The organism is Nocardiopsis alba DSM 43377, from assembly GCF_000341225.1.
GTDB classification, from domain to species: domain Bacteria; phylum Actinomycetota; class Actinomycetes; order Streptosporangiales; family Streptosporangiaceae; genus Nocardiopsis; species Nocardiopsis alba.
The window spans coordinates 42,984-58,727 of record NZ_ANAC01000026.1 but is presented as its reverse complement, the minus strand read 5'-3'; the positions used below and the strand labels follow the sequence as shown (position 1 = coordinate 58,727).

15 protein-coding genes and 1 tRNA gene are annotated in these 15,744 nt (G+C 69.3%); 7 read left to right on the top strand and 9 right to left on the bottom strand.

Annotated features, from left to right (window positions below; genetic code table 11):
• Positions 1-15: 15 nt before the first annotated feature.
• Together D451_RS0123235 and D451_RS27980 are read right to left on the bottom strand one after the other, a co-directional pair.
• On the bottom strand, positions 16-477 hold the full coding sequence (locus D451_RS0123235) for a RidA family protein (protein WP_014913527.1): 462 nt from the start codon (positions 475-477) through the stop codon (positions 16-18).
• Entirely contained in the window at positions 478-651 is a 174-nt protein-coding gene (locus tag D451_RS27980; protein ID WP_014912138.1) for a DUF4177 domain-containing protein, read from the bottom strand. It abuts the gene before it with no gap.
• Between the two features lie 146 nt (positions 652-797).
• On the opposite strand from D451_RS27980, the gene D451_RS0123225 reads away from it, so the two are divergent.
• The 3 genes from D451_RS0123225 (at position 798) to D451_RS0123215 (ending at position 5,958) form a co-directional block, all read left to right on the top strand.
• Positions 798-1,847 (top strand): ArsA-related P-loop ATPase, encoded by a 1,050-nt coding sequence (locus tag D451_RS0123225; protein ID WP_017536171.1) that lies wholly within the window; start codon positions 798-800, stop codon positions 1,845-1,847.
• Positions 1,844-3,037, top strand: a complete 1,194-nt coding sequence (locus D451_RS0123220; RefSeq protein ID WP_017536170.1) for an ArsA family ATPase — start codon at positions 1,844-1,846, stop codon at positions 3,035-3,037. Before D451_RS0123225 ends, D451_RS0123220 begins: the two co-directional genes overlap by 4 nt.
• A 521-nt stretch (positions 3,038-3,558) precedes the next feature.
• Complete coding sequence (locus D451_RS0123215) at positions 3,559-5,958, top strand: penicillin-binding protein (protein WP_017536169.1); 2,400 nt, start codon at positions 3,559-3,561, stop codon at positions 5,956-5,958.
• Between the two features lie 59 nt (positions 5,959-6,017).
• On the opposite strand, the gene D451_RS0123210 is transcribed toward D451_RS0123215, so the two are convergent.
• Positions 6,018-6,470 (bottom strand): GatB/YqeY domain-containing protein, encoded by a 453-nt coding sequence (locus D451_RS0123210; RefSeq protein WP_014912788.1) that lies wholly within the window; start codon positions 6,468-6,470, stop codon positions 6,018-6,020.
• A 98-nt stretch (positions 6,471-6,568) separates the two neighbouring features.
• Between D451_RS0123210 and D451_RS0123205 the strand changes: the two genes are divergently transcribed.
• Entirely contained in the window at positions 6,569-7,489 is a 921-nt protein-coding gene (locus tag D451_RS0123205) for a metallophosphoesterase (protein WP_014912882.1), read from the top strand.
• A gap of 74 nt (positions 7,490-7,563) precedes the next feature.
• Positions 7,564-7,637, top strand: a tRNA-Pro gene (locus D451_RS0123200).
• Positions 7,638-7,727: 90 nt separating this feature from the next.
• Here D451_RS0123200 and D451_RS0123195 read toward each other — a convergent pair.
• Positions 7,728-8,309, bottom strand: coding sequence for a hypothetical protein (locus D451_RS0123195; RefSeq protein WP_017536168.1), 582 nt, complete (start codon positions 8,307-8,309; stop codon positions 7,728-7,730).
• Between the two features lie 502 nt (positions 8,310-8,811).
• Here D451_RS0123195 and D451_RS0123185 point away from each other — a divergent pair.
• Positions 8,812-9,693: an aldo/keto reductase gene (locus D451_RS0123185; protein ID WP_017536166.1), complete on the top strand. Its 882-nt coding sequence runs from the start codon at positions 8,812-8,814 to the stop codon at positions 9,691-9,693.
• A gap of 54 nt (positions 9,694-9,747) precedes the next feature.
• Here the strand turns inward: D451_RS0123185 and D451_RS0123180 are convergent, their stop codons facing one another.
• Together D451_RS0123180 and D451_RS0123175 are read right to left on the bottom strand one after the other, a co-directional pair.
• Positions 9,748-10,881, bottom strand: a complete 1,134-nt coding sequence (locus D451_RS0123180; RefSeq protein ID WP_234305952.1) for a protein NO VEIN domain-containing protein — start codon at positions 10,879-10,881, stop codon at positions 9,748-9,750.
• A 202-nt stretch (positions 10,882-11,083) separates the two neighbouring features.
• Entirely contained in the window at positions 11,084-11,680 is a 597-nt protein-coding gene (locus tag D451_RS0123175) for a TetR/AcrR family transcriptional regulator (RefSeq protein ID WP_017536164.1), read from the bottom strand.
• A 71-nt stretch (positions 11,681-11,751) separates the two neighbouring features.
• Here D451_RS0123175 and D451_RS0123170 point away from each other — a divergent pair, with 71 nt between their 5' ends.
• Complete coding sequence (locus D451_RS0123170; RefSeq protein WP_017536163.1) at positions 11,752-13,293, top strand: MFS transporter; 1,542 nt, start codon at positions 11,752-11,754, stop codon at positions 13,291-13,293.
• A gap of 44 nt (positions 13,294-13,337) precedes the next feature.
• Here the strand turns inward: D451_RS0123170 and D451_RS0123165 are convergent, their stop codons facing one another.
• The 3 genes from D451_RS0123165 to D451_RS0123155 form a co-directional block, all read right to left on the bottom strand.
• The gene (locus tag D451_RS0123165) at positions 13,338-13,958 is read right to left on the bottom strand and encodes a hypothetical protein (RefSeq protein ID WP_234305953.1); all 621 of its coding nucleotides are present in this window, start codon (positions 13,956-13,958) and stop codon (positions 13,338-13,340) included.
• A gap of 136 nt (positions 13,959-14,094) precedes the next feature.
• Complete coding sequence (locus D451_RS26830) at positions 14,095-14,883, bottom strand: hypothetical protein (protein WP_036568592.1); 789 nt, start codon at positions 14,881-14,883, stop codon at positions 14,095-14,097.
• Between the two features lie 171 nt (positions 14,884-15,054).
• Positions 15,055-15,579: a lytic polysaccharide monooxygenase auxiliary activity family 9 protein gene (locus tag D451_RS0123155; protein ID WP_017536161.1), complete on the bottom strand. Its 525-nt coding sequence runs from the start codon at positions 15,577-15,579 to the stop codon at positions 15,055-15,057.
• Positions 15,580-15,744: the final 165 nt, after the last annotated feature.

Here is a 15,744-nt window from a genome sequence, read left to right as displayed (position 1 = left end):
TCGTCTCAGAAGCGGTCAGCGGACCTCGACGACCATGTCGACCTCGACCGGCGCGTCCAACGGCAGGGCGACGACGCCGACGGCCGCCCGGGCGTGCACCCCGGCCTCGCCGAACACCTCGCCGAGCAGTTCGCTCGCCCCGTTGATGACCCCGGGCTGTCCGGTGAAGTCGGGGGTGCTCGCGACGAAACCGCCGACCTTCACGATCCGCACGACCTTCGACAGGTCGCCGACCTCGGCCTTGACCGCAGCGATGGCGTTGAGCGCGCACACGGCGGCCAGTTCCCGCGCCCGGTCCGCGTCGACCTCGGCACCGACCTTGCCGGTCGCGGGGAGCTCACCCTCGACGAAGGGAAGCTGCCCGGAGACGTACACGTGGTCGCCACTGCGCACGGAGGGGCGGTACGCCGCGACCGGGGGCACCACCTCGGGCAGGGTCAGGCCCAGCTCGACGATCCGCTCCTCGGGGGTCGCCATCTACTTGGCCCGCTTCATGTACGCGACGTACTGCTGGTTACGCGGGTCCGCTCCCTCGGGCAGTGGCGCGGGGACGACGCTGACGAGCTCCCAGCCGTCCTCGCCCCAACCGTCCAGGATCTGCTTGGTGGCGTGCGACAGCAGCGCCACACTCTGGTACTCCCACCGGGTCATCGTTACTACCCCTCTTCGCTGACAGGCGGCCCGAAGGACCGCACCTCGACGCCGCCACCTTACTCACCCGGGCCCCCTCGGTGGACAGGAGAACCACCCGCCCCTCGCCCCACCCCCGAGAGAGGCGCACGCATAGACTCCGTAAGGTGAACGAGCGTGAGGACGGACCGCACGACGGCGGCCCCGAAGAGGCGTTCGCCGGGGCCCGATTGCACATCGTGACGGGCAAGGGCGGCACCGGGAAGACGACCGTCGCCACCGCTTTGGCGTTGGCCCTGGCCACCGACGGTGGACGGGTGCTGCTGGTGGAGGTCGAAGGACGCCAAGGGGTGGCGTCCCTCCTCGAAAGCGATCCCCTCCCTCATGAGGAACGCGAGGCGCTCTCGGCCCCGGGCGGCGGTTCCGTGTCCGTCCTGGCGGCGGACGCCGAGGCCGCGCTCCTGGAGTACCTGGACCTGTTCTACGGGATGCGGCGCGCCGGCCGGGCCCTGACCGGGTTGGGCGCCGTGGACTTCGCCACCTCCATCGCCCCCGGGCTGAGGGACGTTCTACTCACGGGCAAGATCACCGAGGCGGTCCAGCGCCGTGAGGGCGGGCGGCGCCGCCCGCCGGGTTCCGGCACCGGACGCCACCACTACGACGCGGTGGTGCTGGACGCCCCGCCGACCGGACGGATCGGGTCGTTCCTGAACGTGCACTCCGAGGTGGCCGGCCTGGCCACCACCGGTCCCGTCCACGACCAGGCCGAACGGGCCATGAAGGTCGTCCGCTCCGACCGGACCCGCGTGCACTTCGTGACGACGCCGGAGGAGATGCCCGTCCAGGAGACCCGAGAGGGGATCGCCGAGATCGAGGCGTCCGGGCTGCGCGTCGGGGCCGTGATCGTGAACATGGTCGGCCCGACGCTGCTCGACGCGGCCGATCTGTCCGCCACCGCCGCGGCGGGCCCGGACGTCGACGCCATCACCGAAGGCCTGAAGGCCGCCGGGCTGGACGATCCCGCGCTCCTGTCCGAGGGCCTGGCCTCCGAACTGCGAACGTACGCGCTGCGCCACCTCCTGGAACTACGCCTCCTCGGCGAACTCCGAGAGACCGGCCGCCCTCTCCTGACCCTGTCCCGTCTGGAATCGGGCGCGCCACGATCCGCGCTGTCCGGGCTGGCGCGAAGACTGACCGAACAGGGGGCACGTCGATGACCGAGGCGGCGAGACCGCGGACCGCTCGTCCCGAACCCCCACCCCTGGACGTGGACGCCCTGATCGACGACGTCGCCACACGGGTCGTGGTGTGCTGCGGCTCCGGCGGCGTCGGCAAGACCACCACGGCGGCCGCGTTGGCCCTGCGGGCCGCCGAACGCGGACGACGCACGGTCGTGATCACCGTGGACCCGGCCCGCCGACTGGCCCAGGCCATGGGCCTGGACCGGCTGGACCACACGCCGCGCCCCGTCACTTCGCGGGAGGACGCGGAGGGTTCCTCCGGGCGAGGCGAACTGCACGCGATGATGCTCGACATGAAGCGGACCTTCGACGAGATCGTCGAGGAGCACGCCGACCCCGAGAGAGCCCGCCGGATCCTGGCCAACCCCTTCTACCGATCCCTCTCCACGGGCTTCTCCGGCACGCAGGAGTACATGGCCATGGAGAAGTTGGGGCAGCTGCGCCGCTCCGAGGCCTGGGATCTGATCGTCGTCGACACCCCTCCCAGCCGGTCCGCCCTGGACTTCCTGGACGCGCCGAAACGGCTGGGCCGGTTCCTGGACGGCGGGCTCGTCCGCTTCCTGACCGCCCCGAAGGGCAACGGGGTCCTCCGCTTCCTGGGCGCGGGCTTCGACGTGGTCGGCTCGGTGATCGGGAGGATCACGGGCCCCGGTTTCCTGAACGACCTGCGCTCCTTCGTCTCCGCCTTCGACGCGGTGTTCGGCGGCTTCCAGGAACGGGCGGAACGCACCTACCGGTCGCTCCGCGGCCCCGACACCGCGTTCCTGGTCGTGGCCGCGCCCGAGCCCGACCCCCTGCGCGAGGCCTCCTTCTTCATCGAACGGCTGCGCCGGGACTCGATGTCTCCGGCCGGGCTGGTCCTGAACCGGACCCACCCCCTTCCCGCCGGCCCGGCCGCCGAACTGAGCGCTCAGGAGGCCTTGGAGGCGGCGGAGTCGCTGGAGGGCACGGGAGAACACCCCCTGGCCGCCGCGGCGCTGCGCCTGCACGCCGAGCGGGTGCGCGCACGCGAACGGGAGCTGCTCCTGCGGGACCGGACACTGGCCGCCCACCCGGGGATCCGGACGGTCGAGGTCGCCGACCGCGCCGAGGCCGTGCACGACCTGAACGGGCTGCGCGGCATCGGCGCGTCCCTGGCGGGCGCCGCCCCGGAGACGGAAGGATAGGGATCGCGGTGCCAGGGTGACGAACGACGCGTCGGCGCCGATTCGCCGGTGGAGAGCGCCTCACGCGCACCGTTCGTTCCGGATTCGGTCGTTCTCCCGACATGTGATCGGTTTCTCGGTCACAGGTGGTCGGTGTGCTCTGGTTGAGTGGAGGGTGACACGGCGGCCTCGTACCGTCGAACGGGATAGGCGACACGCGCGGTGTCGCCACACCTTCGTCTCTGGAAAACAAGGTTCGGACCGTCGAACCGACAGAACCCGGGCGCCCCGCCTCCCGTCTCACCGGGCATGACCCGTACGGGTCCCGACATGGCCGATCGACCACCCGCTCCCACCAGGAGAACGACGTGCGTCGGTCGAACCGCACCGGATCTGTTCGGCGATAAGCGTGTAAAGATGATCAAGGGGCACGGCTCGTGCGTGGAGTCGGGCGTTATCGCGTGAAACGCAACGTCCGGCGCCGATCGCACCGCTTTATCGCGTTCGCGGTCACTTAGTCTGATGGGGTGGGTCAGGGGACATTGCTTCAAAGAATCAGCCAACTCATGATCGTCGGCGTGGTCGCCGGCCTCCTCGTCGCCGCGTTGGCCCTCCCCGCGGTCGGTGGTCTGGGGATCACCGCCCGCAACGTGGCCGCCGGCTTCCTGGAGATGCCCAGCCAACTGGAGACCCCGCCTCCCCCGCAACGCTCCACCATCTATGACCGGGACGGCGGTGTGATCGCCGAGATCTTCGACCAGAACCGCGAACTGGTCGAGTTCGACGACATCTCCCCGGTGATGCGCGACGCGATCCTCGCGATCGAGGACTCGCGCTTCTACGACCACGGCGGACTTGACGTGTCCGGCACCCTGCGCGCCGCCGTCCGCACGATGGGCGGCAACACCGAGGGCGCCTCCTCCATCACCCAGCAGTACGTCAAGAACGTCCAGATCGAAGCGGCCACCTCCCAGGAGGAGCTCGACCACGCCCGCGAGGAGACCATCGCCCGCAAGATCCGCGAGCTGCGGTACGCGATCGCCCTCGAACAGAGGATGACCAAGGACGAGATCCTCGAGGGCTACCTCAACATCGCCTACTTCAGCGATGGCGCCTACGGCGTCGAGTCCGCCGCGCAGCACTTCTTCCAGGTGCCCGCGAGCGAGCTGAAGCTGGACCAGGCGGCCACCATCGCCGGCCTGGTCCGCTACCCCTACCTGTACAACCCGCGCTTCTTCCCCGAACAGACCGAGGAACGGCGCAACGTCGTCCTGGACCGGATGGTCGTCACCGGCGCCATCACCGAGGAGGAGGCCGAGGAGGCCAAGAAGGTCGAACTCGACCTCGAACTGGACACCCCGCCCAACGGATGCGTGCCCAGCGACCAGCCGTTCTTCTGCGACTACGTGGTCCAGGAGATCGAGCAGGACGAGCGCTTCGGCCCCAACGAGACCGAACGGGCCCGCTGGCTGCGCACCGCCGGACTGGAGATCCACACGACCCTGGACCCGCAGACCCAGGAGGCCGGCCAGGCCGCCGTGGACAAGTGGGTCCCGCGTGAGAACGAGTCCCGCAAGGTGGCCGCCCAGGCCGTCATCGAGCCGGGCACCGGCCACATCCTCGGCATGATGCAGAGCCGCAACTACGGGCCGGACGAGAGCAAGCTCGGCGAGACGTCGATCAACTTCACGACCGACTCCGACCGGGGCGGCAGCAGCGGTTTCCAGGCCGGTTCGACCTTCAAGGCGATCACCCTGGCGGCCGCGCTCGACGAGGGACTGCCGTTCAGCACCTCGTTCAACTCGCCCAGCTCCACCACGGTGAGCGGACAGACCTCCTGCAACGGAGGCCGCCTGGAGAGTTGGAGCCTGAGCAACGCCGGTGACAGCAACGCCGGCAACCACAACATGATCTCCGGCACCAAGGCGTCCTCCAACACCTTCTTCGCCCAGCTCCAGGCGCGGGTCGGTCTGTGCGACACCATCAAGATGGCCGAGCGGCTCGGACTACAGCGGGCCGACGGGACACTGTTCACGGAGAACGAGAACACCCTCGCCAACAGCAGCTTCACGCTCGGCAGCGAGGAGGTCTCCCCGATGCGGGTGGCCAACGCCTACGCGACCTTCGCCTCCGGCGGCATGTACTGCGAGCCGCAGGCCATCACCAAGATCGAGGACCGCCAGGCCGGCACCACGATCGACATCGAGCCCGAATGCGAGCGGGCCATCAGCGAGGACGTCGCCGACGGAACCGCCTACCTGCTGTCGCAGACCTTCAACGGCGGTACGGCGGCCAGCCTCGGCATCGGCCGTCCCGCCGGCGGCAAGACCGGTACGACCGACGGCTCGGCCGCCGCGTGGTTCGCCGGTTTCACCCCGCAGATGGCCAGCGCCGTGTTCGTGGGCGACCCCCGCGGACCGCAGCAGTACCCGCTGCGCAACGTCACCATCGGCAGCCGCCACTTCCCGGTCGTGTACGGGGCGACGATCCCCGGGCCGATCTGGCAGGAGACCATGCGCGGCGCCCACGAGGGGCTGGAGACCCGCCGGCTCGCCTCCGCACCGGGAAGCTTCGGTTCCACCTCCGAACCGCGCTCGTCCGACGAGGACGATGACGGGGACGAGGAGGCCAGCCCGGCCTCCGACGACGGCGGGGTCCCGAACGTGATCGGCATGTCGGAGTCGGCCGCGGTGGCGCAGCTGGAGGACGCCGGATACTCGGTGAACGTCTCCGGTACGACCCTGCGCTCCTCCGAGCCCTCCGGTTCCGTGGCCGCGATCAACCCCGACCCCGGCCGGCGGCTGCCCAAGGGCGCCACGGTCATCGTGTTCCTGAGCGACGGCTCCGGACGTGAGAGCGCCGGTGGAACGCACCCCGGGAACGAGGAATGGCATCCGGTCCGACCCGCCACGCTCCCCACCGGGGAGAACTCCGGCGAGTAGGTTCCGGAACCGCGAAGAAGGGGCGGGGTGAGCACATCACCCCGCCCCTTCCGCGTGTTCTAGCCGAGCCGGCCCTTGACCTCGGCGGCCACGCGGGCACCGTCCGCGCGACCCGCGATACGGGGGTTGAGCACCTTCATGACCTTGCCCATCTCCTTCATCCCGGAGGCGCCGGTCTCGGCGATCGCGGCCTCGACGAGTTCGGTCAGCTCCGCGTCGGTGAGAGGCTGGGGCAGGTAGTCCGAGATGACCTCGCTCTCGGCGCGCTCGTTGGCGGCGTCGTCGGGTCGACCGCCCGCGTCGAAGGCCTCGGCCGCCTCACGGCGCTTCTTGGTCTCACGGACCAGGAGCCGGGTGACCTCCTCGTCGCTCAGGACGCTTCGGGAGGAGCCGGAGGACTCCTCGGTGGCGATCGAGGCGAGCACCATGCGCAGGGTGGCGGTACGCACCTTGTCGCGCGCCTTCATCGCGGTGGTGAGGTCGGACTTGATGCGGTCTTTGAGTTCGGACATGCGTCGATCCTACGGTCGCCGCTCCCGCCATCACCAACGGTTTGCGCACGGGACCGTTCCGGATCTGAGACGATCGTGCGACGACGAAGGAGGGTCGGATGGGCGCTGACAACAGACGGATTCTGCGTGGAATCGGGCGTGCGGCCGCGATCACGGGCGCGGTCGGTGTGGCCGGGCTGGGATACGCCTCGGTCATCGAACGCAACTGGTTCCGGCTGCGCAGATACGAACTCCCCCTGCTGCCACCGGGGAGCCCCCGGACCCGGATCCTGCATCTGTCCGACGCCCACCTGACACCCGGGCGCCGCATGCTCATCGACTGGATCCGTGGGCTGGAGAGGTACGAGCCCGACCTGGTCGTCAACACCGGCGACTCCCTCGCCCACCCGGAGGCCGTGGGCCCCTTCATCGACGCCCTCGGTCCGCTTCTGGACCGCCCCGGCGCCTTCGTCTACGGCTCCAACGACCTCTTCTCCCCCCAGCTGAAGAACCCCGCGCGCTACCTGTGGCGGACCAGTAAGACCGACTACCGCAAGCGTCGGGTACCGGACCTGCCCTGGCGCGAACTCGGCGCGGCGATGTCCGCGTCGGGCTGGTTGGACCTGAACAACCACAAGGGGTCCCTGAAGGTCGGCGAGATCGACGTCGCCCTGGCCGGGGTGCACGACTCGCACATCAAACTGGACCGCTACGACGACATCGCCGGCCCGGCCGACCCCGCCGCCGACCTGCGGCTGGGCGTGCTCCACTCCCCCGAACCGGCCAACCTGGACCGGTTCGTGGCCGACGGCTATCAACTCCTGCTCGCCGGACACACCCACGGCGGCCAGCTGTGCCTGCCGTTCTACGGCACGCTCGTCACCAACTGCGGGATCGACCGCAAGCGGGCCTGGGGACTTCACGAATACGACGACGCGTGGCTGCACGTCTCCGGCGGCCTGGGCACCTCGCCCTACGCCCCGGTGCGCTTCTGCTGCCGCCCCGAGGCCTCCCTCCTGGACCTCGTCGCGAAGGCCTGACGCCCCTCCGGTCGACGTGGCGCGAACCGCGTCGCGAGCACTCCCCGAGTCCGCTAGACTTGGGGACGTTGCTTCGGGGTGTAGCGCAGCTTGGCAGCGCGCTTCGTTCGGGACGAAGAGGTCGTGGGTTCAAATCCCGCCACCCCGACAGAGCACGAAGGCCGGTTCCTCAGGGACCGGCCTTCGTCGTGTCCGAGGTGATACGGGGCCTGGCGTCGGTTCGTGCGTCACCCATGCGTCACGACGGTCCCGAGGGCATCACGGCCGACCTTCCGGGCCAGGTCGGCCCCTCGTGCTCCCACTTCACACGATCCACTCCGTGGAACGGGTCCCTGAAGACGATCACCCGTTCCTCCTGCTCCCTCCCACGCTCGATCAGCCTCACCTCGACCTCCGCGTCGGAGACACGTTCCTCGAACTCGCACGCGAATCGGAAGGTCGAGGCGAGGGTCCTCGCCCCCTGCCCCTCCAGTCCGGTCGGATATTCGCCCCGATGATCCGCGGGTTCGAAGACGAGGATGTTCTCCGAGCCGCCCGCACACTCGATCCGAGGGATGTTCCCCTCCGACATGTTCTCCGTCCGGTTGACGACGATCAGTACGAATTCGTGGACCCGGGACACCGCGGCGCCCCCGAAGGCCTCCGTCCTCGAGACGGTCCGCACCAGGGAGTCCTCCACATCGCGCCCCGGTGGGGCGACGTACTCGCCGAACGTCGCCACCCGATCGACCTCCTCGGGGTCGTTCGGCGTCCAGGAGACGAGCGACGCCGCCACCGATCCGACGACGGCGCCTCCGGCGAAGAACACCCACGCTCTCATCCGACCCAAGGGGCGACACTCCTCTTTCGCGCCCTCTCGGGGTTACGCGAGTGGTGGTGGAAGGACACGACCGCCGGAAGGGCGGCCGGGCCCGCGTTCCGGGGCCGGCCCCCGAACGGTCGCGGGGAATCGACGACCACGGTAGGCGTCACCCACCCCGGATCAGGCCATATGACCCATAACGGCCAGAGTGTGAACCCGGCGCCCCCGAAAGCGACGAGGGTCGCCCCGGAGCGCGGAACCGACCATGTCGATCACGGACGACACCGCCACCGATCGAGAGGGGCCGACCGGGCGAAAGCACCGTCCTCGGACGTTTCCACCGTCGAGGCGAACCGGAAACCGCATCACCTCGCCGACGCGCTCAGAGGTTCCTTGCCACCGCCCCGACCTGCTGGGATTCTGCCCGCAACACCGCAGCGAGCCTGCTCTCGCACGTCGTGGCCCGATCCCCCTCCGCCATGAACACGCGGCGCCCCGCGCCGCCCGGAAGGAACCTCTCGTGACCGACGTACACACCACACCGGATCTCGCCCGCCTGTCGGGGACCTTCGCCATCGGCGGCGACCTCCCGGTACACCGGCTCGGGTTCGGCGCCATGCGCTTGACCGGTCCGGGTGCGTGGGGAGAGCCCCATGACCGCGAGGAGGCGATCGCCGTCCTGCGACGCGCCGTCGAACTGGGCGTCACCCTCATCGACACCGCCGACTCCTACGGCCCCGAGGTCAACGAGCGGCTGATCCGCGAGGCCCTGCACCCCTACCCCGAGGACCTTCTCGTCACCACCAAGGTCGGCATGGTGCACTCCGGCCCCGGGCAGTGGGAGGCCGAGGGCACCCCCTCCCACCTCAAGCGACAGGTGGAGGCGAGCCTTCGCAACCTGGGCCTGGAGCGCATCGACCTGCTCCAGCTCCACTGGATCGACCCGGAGGTGCCGCTCTCCGAACAGCTGGGCGCCCTCGTGGAGCTGCGCGAAGAGGGCAAGATCCACCACATCGGGCTGACCGGTGTGACCAGGGAACAGCTCAGGACCGCCCGCAAGACCACCCCCATCGCCTCGGTACAGAACGAGTACAGCCCTTCCCAGCGCAGGTCCGAGGACGTCCTGGAGCGATGCGAGCAGGACGGGATCGCCTTCCTGCCCTGGGCTCCGATCTCGCGTGGAGAACTGGCGCACCCGGACTCGCCGCTGGCCCCGCTCGCGGCCGAGCACGGGGTGACACCGGCCCAGCTCGCGCTGGCCTGGCTCCTGCACCGGTCGCCGGTGATGCTGCCGATCCCGGGCACCTCACGCGTGGAGCACCTGGAGGAGAACATGGCCGCCGCCTCGGTGCGTCTCTCCGAGGAGGAGGCCGAGCGCGTCAGGAGGCTCCTCGCCCTCTGACCCCACCCGGGAGGGGCCGTCCCGCCCCTCCCGGGCTTTCCTCCTTCCGGTCCTCTAGGAGAGGTCCGGATGGTGGTAGACGTACGAGACGACTTTGAGGTGCTGCTCCCGGATCTCCCAGGGGGAGGTGCAGTGCAGAACGCCTCCCTTGGCCTCGGGAGGCGACACCGTGCGGTCCAACTCGATCGAATGGACGACCACGAGAGCGTTGTGGGGCGCGAACTCGCGCTGCTTCTCCACTTCGGCGCGGGTGAGGATCACCTGTGCCCCTTCGGAGGTGGTCCCCTTCACCTCCACGTACAGTCGTTCGTCCCCTCGGGTCAGGAGCAGATCGTAGGATCTCTTCGCGCCGACGTCCTCGACCGACCACCCGTCGGCCTCGAAGTGGGCGGTGGCTCTACCGACGCTGTGGTCCTCCAGCGCCTTCCGTTCGGCCGCGCTCATCCGGCGCCCCTGGCCCGTGCCCGACCGACGGCGCCCGGCGGTCCTGGCCGCCGCCTCCTCGGCCTCCAGGACCTCGGGACTCTCCGCCTCCGGCTTTCGCTCTTTCGGTTTCGGGTTCTCGGAGACGGTGGCCCGCCGTGACGATCGAAGGTTTCCCACAGTGCCGTTCTCGACCCAGTGGCGCCATGATTTGGGCGCCCATTCCAGGGTCTCCTCCGCCGAGTACGTCTTGTTCCTACGTGCTTCGATCCACTCCCATGCGACAGCGTCGTTTTCGGGGGTCAGATCGAGAAGTGCGATGTCATAGGCGTAGTTGATGAAGGAATCCTTCGCCTGCCCACCCTGCTGCTCGACTTTCTCGACCCGCTCGATCACCCCCAATCCGCAGAACTCCACGTAGCCCTTCTGTTTTCCGTTGCGCGGGACGGCGCGGAACAGGAGAAGTGGAGGTGCGTACGCGGACGGCACCCGATGATGATCGAAGGCTTCGAGCATCGCAGCGTTACCGGGGGTCCTGCCGAGTGCGACCTCCGTGCTCGCCTTGTGGTCGCCGTAGTAGCGGACGTACCCGTCTTCCACCTCGAAGTGGTCTTTCCAGGGTGTCTCCACCGTCCCGGACTTCCAAGGGCTCGATCGGATGAGGATGGCGGGACGACGTGAGCCATCGACCGCGGTGATGCCTGCCGTCCCGTTGATCCCCTTCTCCAACTGGACCTGTTCTCCGTACGCGGAAGAGTGGGTCACGTGATGGAAATTGGGGTAGCCGTCCACCTGAGAAATATGTTCGACCTTGGGTCGTGGATAACGAAATACCTGCCCTGCACGCAACCGGCCTTTCACAGCCACCCCTTCCCACCGCTCTCATGTTCCCGCGCCGAGAATAACGACAGGCGACGACACCCACGCTCCGCAGGTATCGAGAAGGTGTGGAGGGGACGAAAGAACCTCAGGGGGTGGGGTGGAGGCCTCGGAAGAGTTCGGCGAGGTGGGTGCCGGCGGTGACCAGCGGCTTCTCGCTTCGGGTGGCGCGGCACTGGATCTCGGCGCCCTCCAGGGCGCTGAGCGCGAAGCAGGCCGCGTCGTCGGCGGTCGCCTCGTCCACTCCGACGGCCCGAAGCCTGGCGGCGATGATGTCCCTCCAGGTGCTCAGGGCGGTCTCGTAGTCGTGTTGGACGGGGGCCGAGTGGCCGATCCGTTCCAGGGCCGCGGCCGAGGCCAGGCAGGCGTCGCGCCATTCCGAGGCGCGTAGTTCCTCGATGTGCAGGTGCGCGAAGGCCACGATCCCCTCGGCCGGGTCGTCGCTGCTCTCCATGCCCTGGCGGAGAAGGGAGGCGTAGTGGTCGGCGTCGACGCGGAGCGCCTCCGCGGCCAACTGACCCTTGCCGTCGGGGAAGAAGTGGTAGAGGGAGCCGAGTGTGGCGTCGGCCTCGCGGGCGATCTGTTTGACCCCGGTGCCGTCGTAGCCCTGCCTGCGCAGCAGTTCCACGGTCGCCCGCAGGATCCGGTCGCGTGTAGGGAGCGTTGAACCGGTCGACTCGTCCATACCCCCGACTTTACTGGATAGAGCGATCGTTCTATTGTCTAGATCGAACGTTCTAATCAGTGGAGGATCGAATGAACCCCCAAGCGACCGAGGACCGGGCCGGCGCCCGGGCATGGCTCGGACTCGCGGTACTGGCCCTGCCGACACTGCTCGTCGGCATCAACACCACCGTGCTGTTCCTGGCGCAACCGGAGCTGAGCGCGGAGCTCGGCGCGAACGAGGCCCAACGCCTGTGGATCACCGATATCTACGGGTTCCTCATCGCCGGGTTCCTCATCACCATGGGGACCCTCGGAGACCGGATCGGTCGACGCCGCCTGCTGCTGATCGGCGCGGCGACCTTCTCCCTGGCCTCGGTGCTGGCGGCCTTCTCCCCCACCCCCGAACTGGCGATCGTCACCCGAGGGCTGATGGGCGTCGCCGGCGCGACGATCATGCCGTCGACGCTCTCCCTGATCCGGAGCATGTTCCACGATCCTCGACAGCGCACGTCGGCGATCGCCGTGTGGGCGACCTCGCTGTCGGTCGGCATCGCCCTGGGCCCGCTCCTCAGCGGCGCGATGCTCCAGTTCTTCTGGTGGGGCTCCACCCTGCTGATCGGCCTGCCGTTCCTGATCCTGTTGCTCGTCGTGGGGCCGATCCTGCTCCCCGAGTATCGGGATCCCACGGTCAGAGGCTCGATCGACCTGCTCAGCGTCGCCCTGTCCCTGGTCTCGGTCCTGGCCGTCATCTACGGGATCAAGCACGCGGCGACCGACGGGCTCACCCTCTCCACCGTCGCCTCGGCCGTGGCCGGTGTCGTCATCGGCGTGATCTTCCTGCGCCGCCAGCACAGGCTCGACGACCCGCTGCTGGATCTGACCATGTTCCGCGATCGCGCTTTCAGTGCCGCTCTGTCGCTGATCGTGCTGGTGCTCTTCGTGTTCGGCGGCATCCAGTTCCTGTTCTCGATCTATCTCCAACAGGTGGTCGGGTTCTCTCCGATGTGGTCCGGGATCTGGATGGCGCCCTCCGCCGCGGGTCTGCTGGTGGGCTCCCTGCTCGCGCCCTCCCTGATCCGTTGGGCCCGGCCGGGCGTCGTCGCGGCCGGCGGTCTCGTACTCTCGGTCGTCGGCCTGGGTCTGATGTCCCAGGTGGCGACGGCGGGCGAAACCGACACCTCCTCCCCCTCCTTCCTTCTTCTCCAGCTCGGGGTGACCCTCGCCTTCCTCGGCATGGGGCCGTCCATGGTGCTGGGAGCGGATCTGGTGGTGGGCTCCGCTCCCCAGGAGAAGGCGGGATCCGCCTCGGCCATGGAGGAGACCGCGGCCGAGTTCGGCGTCGCCACCGGCATCGCCGTCCTGGGCAGCGTGGGCGCCGTCCTCTATCGAGGGTGGATGTCCGGCGTGGACGTGGAGGGGGTCCCGGAGGAGGCCTCCCGTCGTGCCGTGGAGAGCCTGGACGGGGCCTTGGCGGAGGCGGACGTGATCGGCCCGGAGCTGGTACATCGGGCCCAGGAGGCCTTCGCCCAGGGCTTCGCCTGGGCCGGGCTCGGCAGCGCGTTCCTCTTCGTTCTCGTGGCGGTCGGAGCGGTCCTGTTCCTGAGGAACGTCTCCTCCGACGGCGGTCACTGACACTTCCCGTGGGTGGTGGGGCCGGCCTTCCGAGGCCGGCCGTCTCACCCCTCCAACAGGGACACCGCGCGTTCGGCGATGGCGACGATGGTCTCCTCGTCGTCGGTGAAGTCCGCGGCCCCGGAACGCCCGTCCCAACGCTCCTGGGCGGTGACCTCGACCAGGACGCCCTCCACACGGGCCAGCACCGTGACCCGGCTGCTCTTCTCGTCGCCGCCCTCCAGGTGGTGGGAGAGGACGGCCCCGTCCCCGAGTTCGAGTTCACGGGAGTCGAGGACCTCCACGGCCCAGTAACCCTCGTCCTCCCCGTCGAGCAGTTTCCCGGACTCGGTCTCGTACTCCTCCTCCGCGTCGCTCACAGCCCGGAGGGGTTCTCGATCCTCGTCGACGGGAAGTCGGTATTCGAGCCGGAGGAAGCCCTCCGTCCCGTCCGAGAACTCGGCGCCCCACCCGCACGAGGAGGAGGTCTCGGAGAACGTGGCGTAGGGCAGGGTCGCGGAGACGGAGTCGAGTTCGGCCGCGGTCGCCACCCCGCACGATTCGGTGGGCAGACCTTCGAACTCCGGGCCGGTGACACTCCCTCCTCCCCCTCCCGCCAGCACCGCGCCGACGGCACCGGCGACCAGTACGTAGGCTCCGAGCGTCACCGCCATGGTGATCGCCACGACGCGTCCGGTCGAACGAGGCGGGCGTGCGGGCGGGGGAGTCGGAGGGTGGGGGAACCGCGCTTCCGGGCCGTGGTACACGGCGGATCTCCTGTTCTGGGCGTCGTCCATGCGCCGGTCTTGGTGTGGGGGTCGCTCAGCCGAACACGTCGTCGGCCACGGGGGTGAGCAGTCGCTCCGCCTCGGCCAGGTCGATGTCCTCGAACTCGGTGCCCACGAGGAAGGAGAGCACGCTCACCAGGCCTTCTTCTCGAACGGTGAGACTCACGTACTGCGACCTGCCGTCGGAGTACTCGTAGGTGGTGTCCAGCATCGTGAGCGTGCTCTCGTCCCCGTAGGAGAGGGAACGCGTATCCGTGGAGAGGGACGCCTCGCTGTCCACCGCGTAGTCACCGCCGGCCGCGCTTTCGAGAGCGGATCGGTAGAGCCCATCGGCGTCCCGGGGGACCTCTTCCTCCCCGCGTTCCTCCTCCAGGGCGGCGTCCTCTTCGGACAGCGGCACCATGCGTTCGAAGTGCAGGGTCGTCTCGTCGCCGTCGAGGGAGACCGTCCAGGAACAGCCGTTGGAGTAGGGGCTCGTGTTCCAGGAGGAGACCTCGGCGTCCAGGTCCGTGAGGGTCTCTTCGGCGAGGACGGCGCACGGGTCGTCGGTGGGGAGGCCTCCGGCGGAGCTCACCCCGCCGGATCCGTAGGCGAAGACGACGGTCCAGGTGAGGATCCCGGCGACCGCCAGCGTTCCGGAGGCGGTGAGGGCGATGGCCGCGAGCGTTCTCGGGGGCCGGGGAGGGGGCGCCGCGAGGTGGGCCGCATGCGGAGGGCCGGGCGGGTGGGGTGGAGGTCCCGGAGGTCCGGTGAACCCCGGTGGGGGCGGCCCTTGGGGTCCGGGGCGGGGCTGTCCGTGAGGGGGCGGGTAGGGGTGGCCCATGCGTGGAGGTCCGTCCGGGGGTAGTCGAAACCTGACTCGACGGATATTCCCACGAGGCGCCGGACGAAAGCACCCCGATCCTCGCGAACGAATACGTCCCGGCCCGGCTCACGGCCGGACCGGGACGCGAGGACGCTCATGGCCCTCAGGGCGGATCACTCCGCCCGAGGATCACAGGGCGCCGACGTTGACGTCGATGCAGGCGTAGAAGGCGTTGGCGGTGTCGGCGACGTTCCACCGGGCCAGGACGGTCTGCTCACCGGGGTAGTTGGAGAGGTCGACCTGGTGGGTGAAGTTCCACGGCGGACGGGCGCCACCGTCGTCGAAGCTGGCGACCAGCTGACCGTCGATGAAGTACTCCCACTCGGCGCTGGCGTGAGCGGCGGTGATCGTCCACTCGAAGTTGGCGGTGGTGCCGATGGGGGTGACGTCCCAACCGTAGTTGTCGTCGTTGAGCTCGGAGAAGGCGGCGTTGCCTCCGGCGCACTCCATCAGCCCCTTGGGGCCTTCGACGCTCTGCGGCTCCCACTGGATCGGGCCGCACTGGACGACACCCGCGGCGCACTGGGCCTGACGGCTGGGCGGGTCGGAAACGTAGCCGTGGGCGCTGGCGGCGCCGGCCGGCATGAGAGTGAAGGCCAGGGCGGTCGCGGCGGCGACGGCCGCGCCGGAACGGATCTTGCTGCGCACGGTCATGAATTCGTGCCCTTCCTGTGGGTCACGGCTCCGAGGAGCCGTAGCGGGGGTGACCCGGACCGTTACCGGTCCAGGGGTGGGCGGAGGCACTCACGGCCGGTTATTTCCATGAGCTCCAGGGGATGTCCGAGAAAGATCCCGTGGTTCTCGGGAACTTCCCCCACC

Bases quoted from the DNA above. Each gene is read 5' to 3' on its own strand.
- D451_RS0123210 (WP_014912788.1), bottom strand. From the start codon at position 6,470: ATGTCCGAACTCAAAGACCGCATCAAGTCCGACCTCACCACCGCGATG.
- D451_RS0123220 (WP_017536170.1), top strand. From the start codon at position 1,844: ATGACCGAGGCGGCGAGACCGCGGACCGCTCGTCCCGAACCCCCACCC.
- D451_RS0123205 (WP_014912882.1), top strand. From the start codon at position 6,569: ATGGGCGCTGACAACAGACGGATTCTGCGTGGAATCGGGCGTGCGGCC.
- D451_RS0123235 (WP_014913527.1), bottom strand. From the start codon at position 477: ATGGCGACCCCCGAGGAGCGGATCGTCGAGCTGGGCCTGACCCTGCCC.
- D451_RS27980 (WP_014912138.1), bottom strand. From the start codon at position 651: ATGACCCGGTGGGAGTACCAGAGTGTGGCGCTGCTGTCGCACGCCACC.
- D451_RS26830 (WP_036568592.1), bottom strand. From the start codon at position 14,883: ATGGGCCACCCCTACCCGCCCCCTCACGGACAGCCCCGCCCCGGACCC.
- D451_RS0123175 (WP_017536164.1), bottom strand. From the start codon at position 11,680: ATGGACGAGTCGACCGGTTCAACGCTCCCTACACGCGACCGGATCCTG.
- D451_RS0123195 (WP_017536168.1), bottom strand. From the start codon at position 8,309: ATGAGAGCGTGGGTGTTCTTCGCCGGAGGCGCCGTCGTCGGATCGGTG.
- D451_RS0123155 (WP_017536161.1), bottom strand. From the start codon at position 15,579: ATGACCGTGCGCAGCAAGATCCGTTCCGGCGCGGCCGTCGCCGCCGCG.
- D451_RS0123170 (WP_017536163.1), top strand. From the start codon at position 11,752: ATGAACCCCCAAGCGACCGAGGACCGGGCCGGCGCCCGGGCATGGCTC.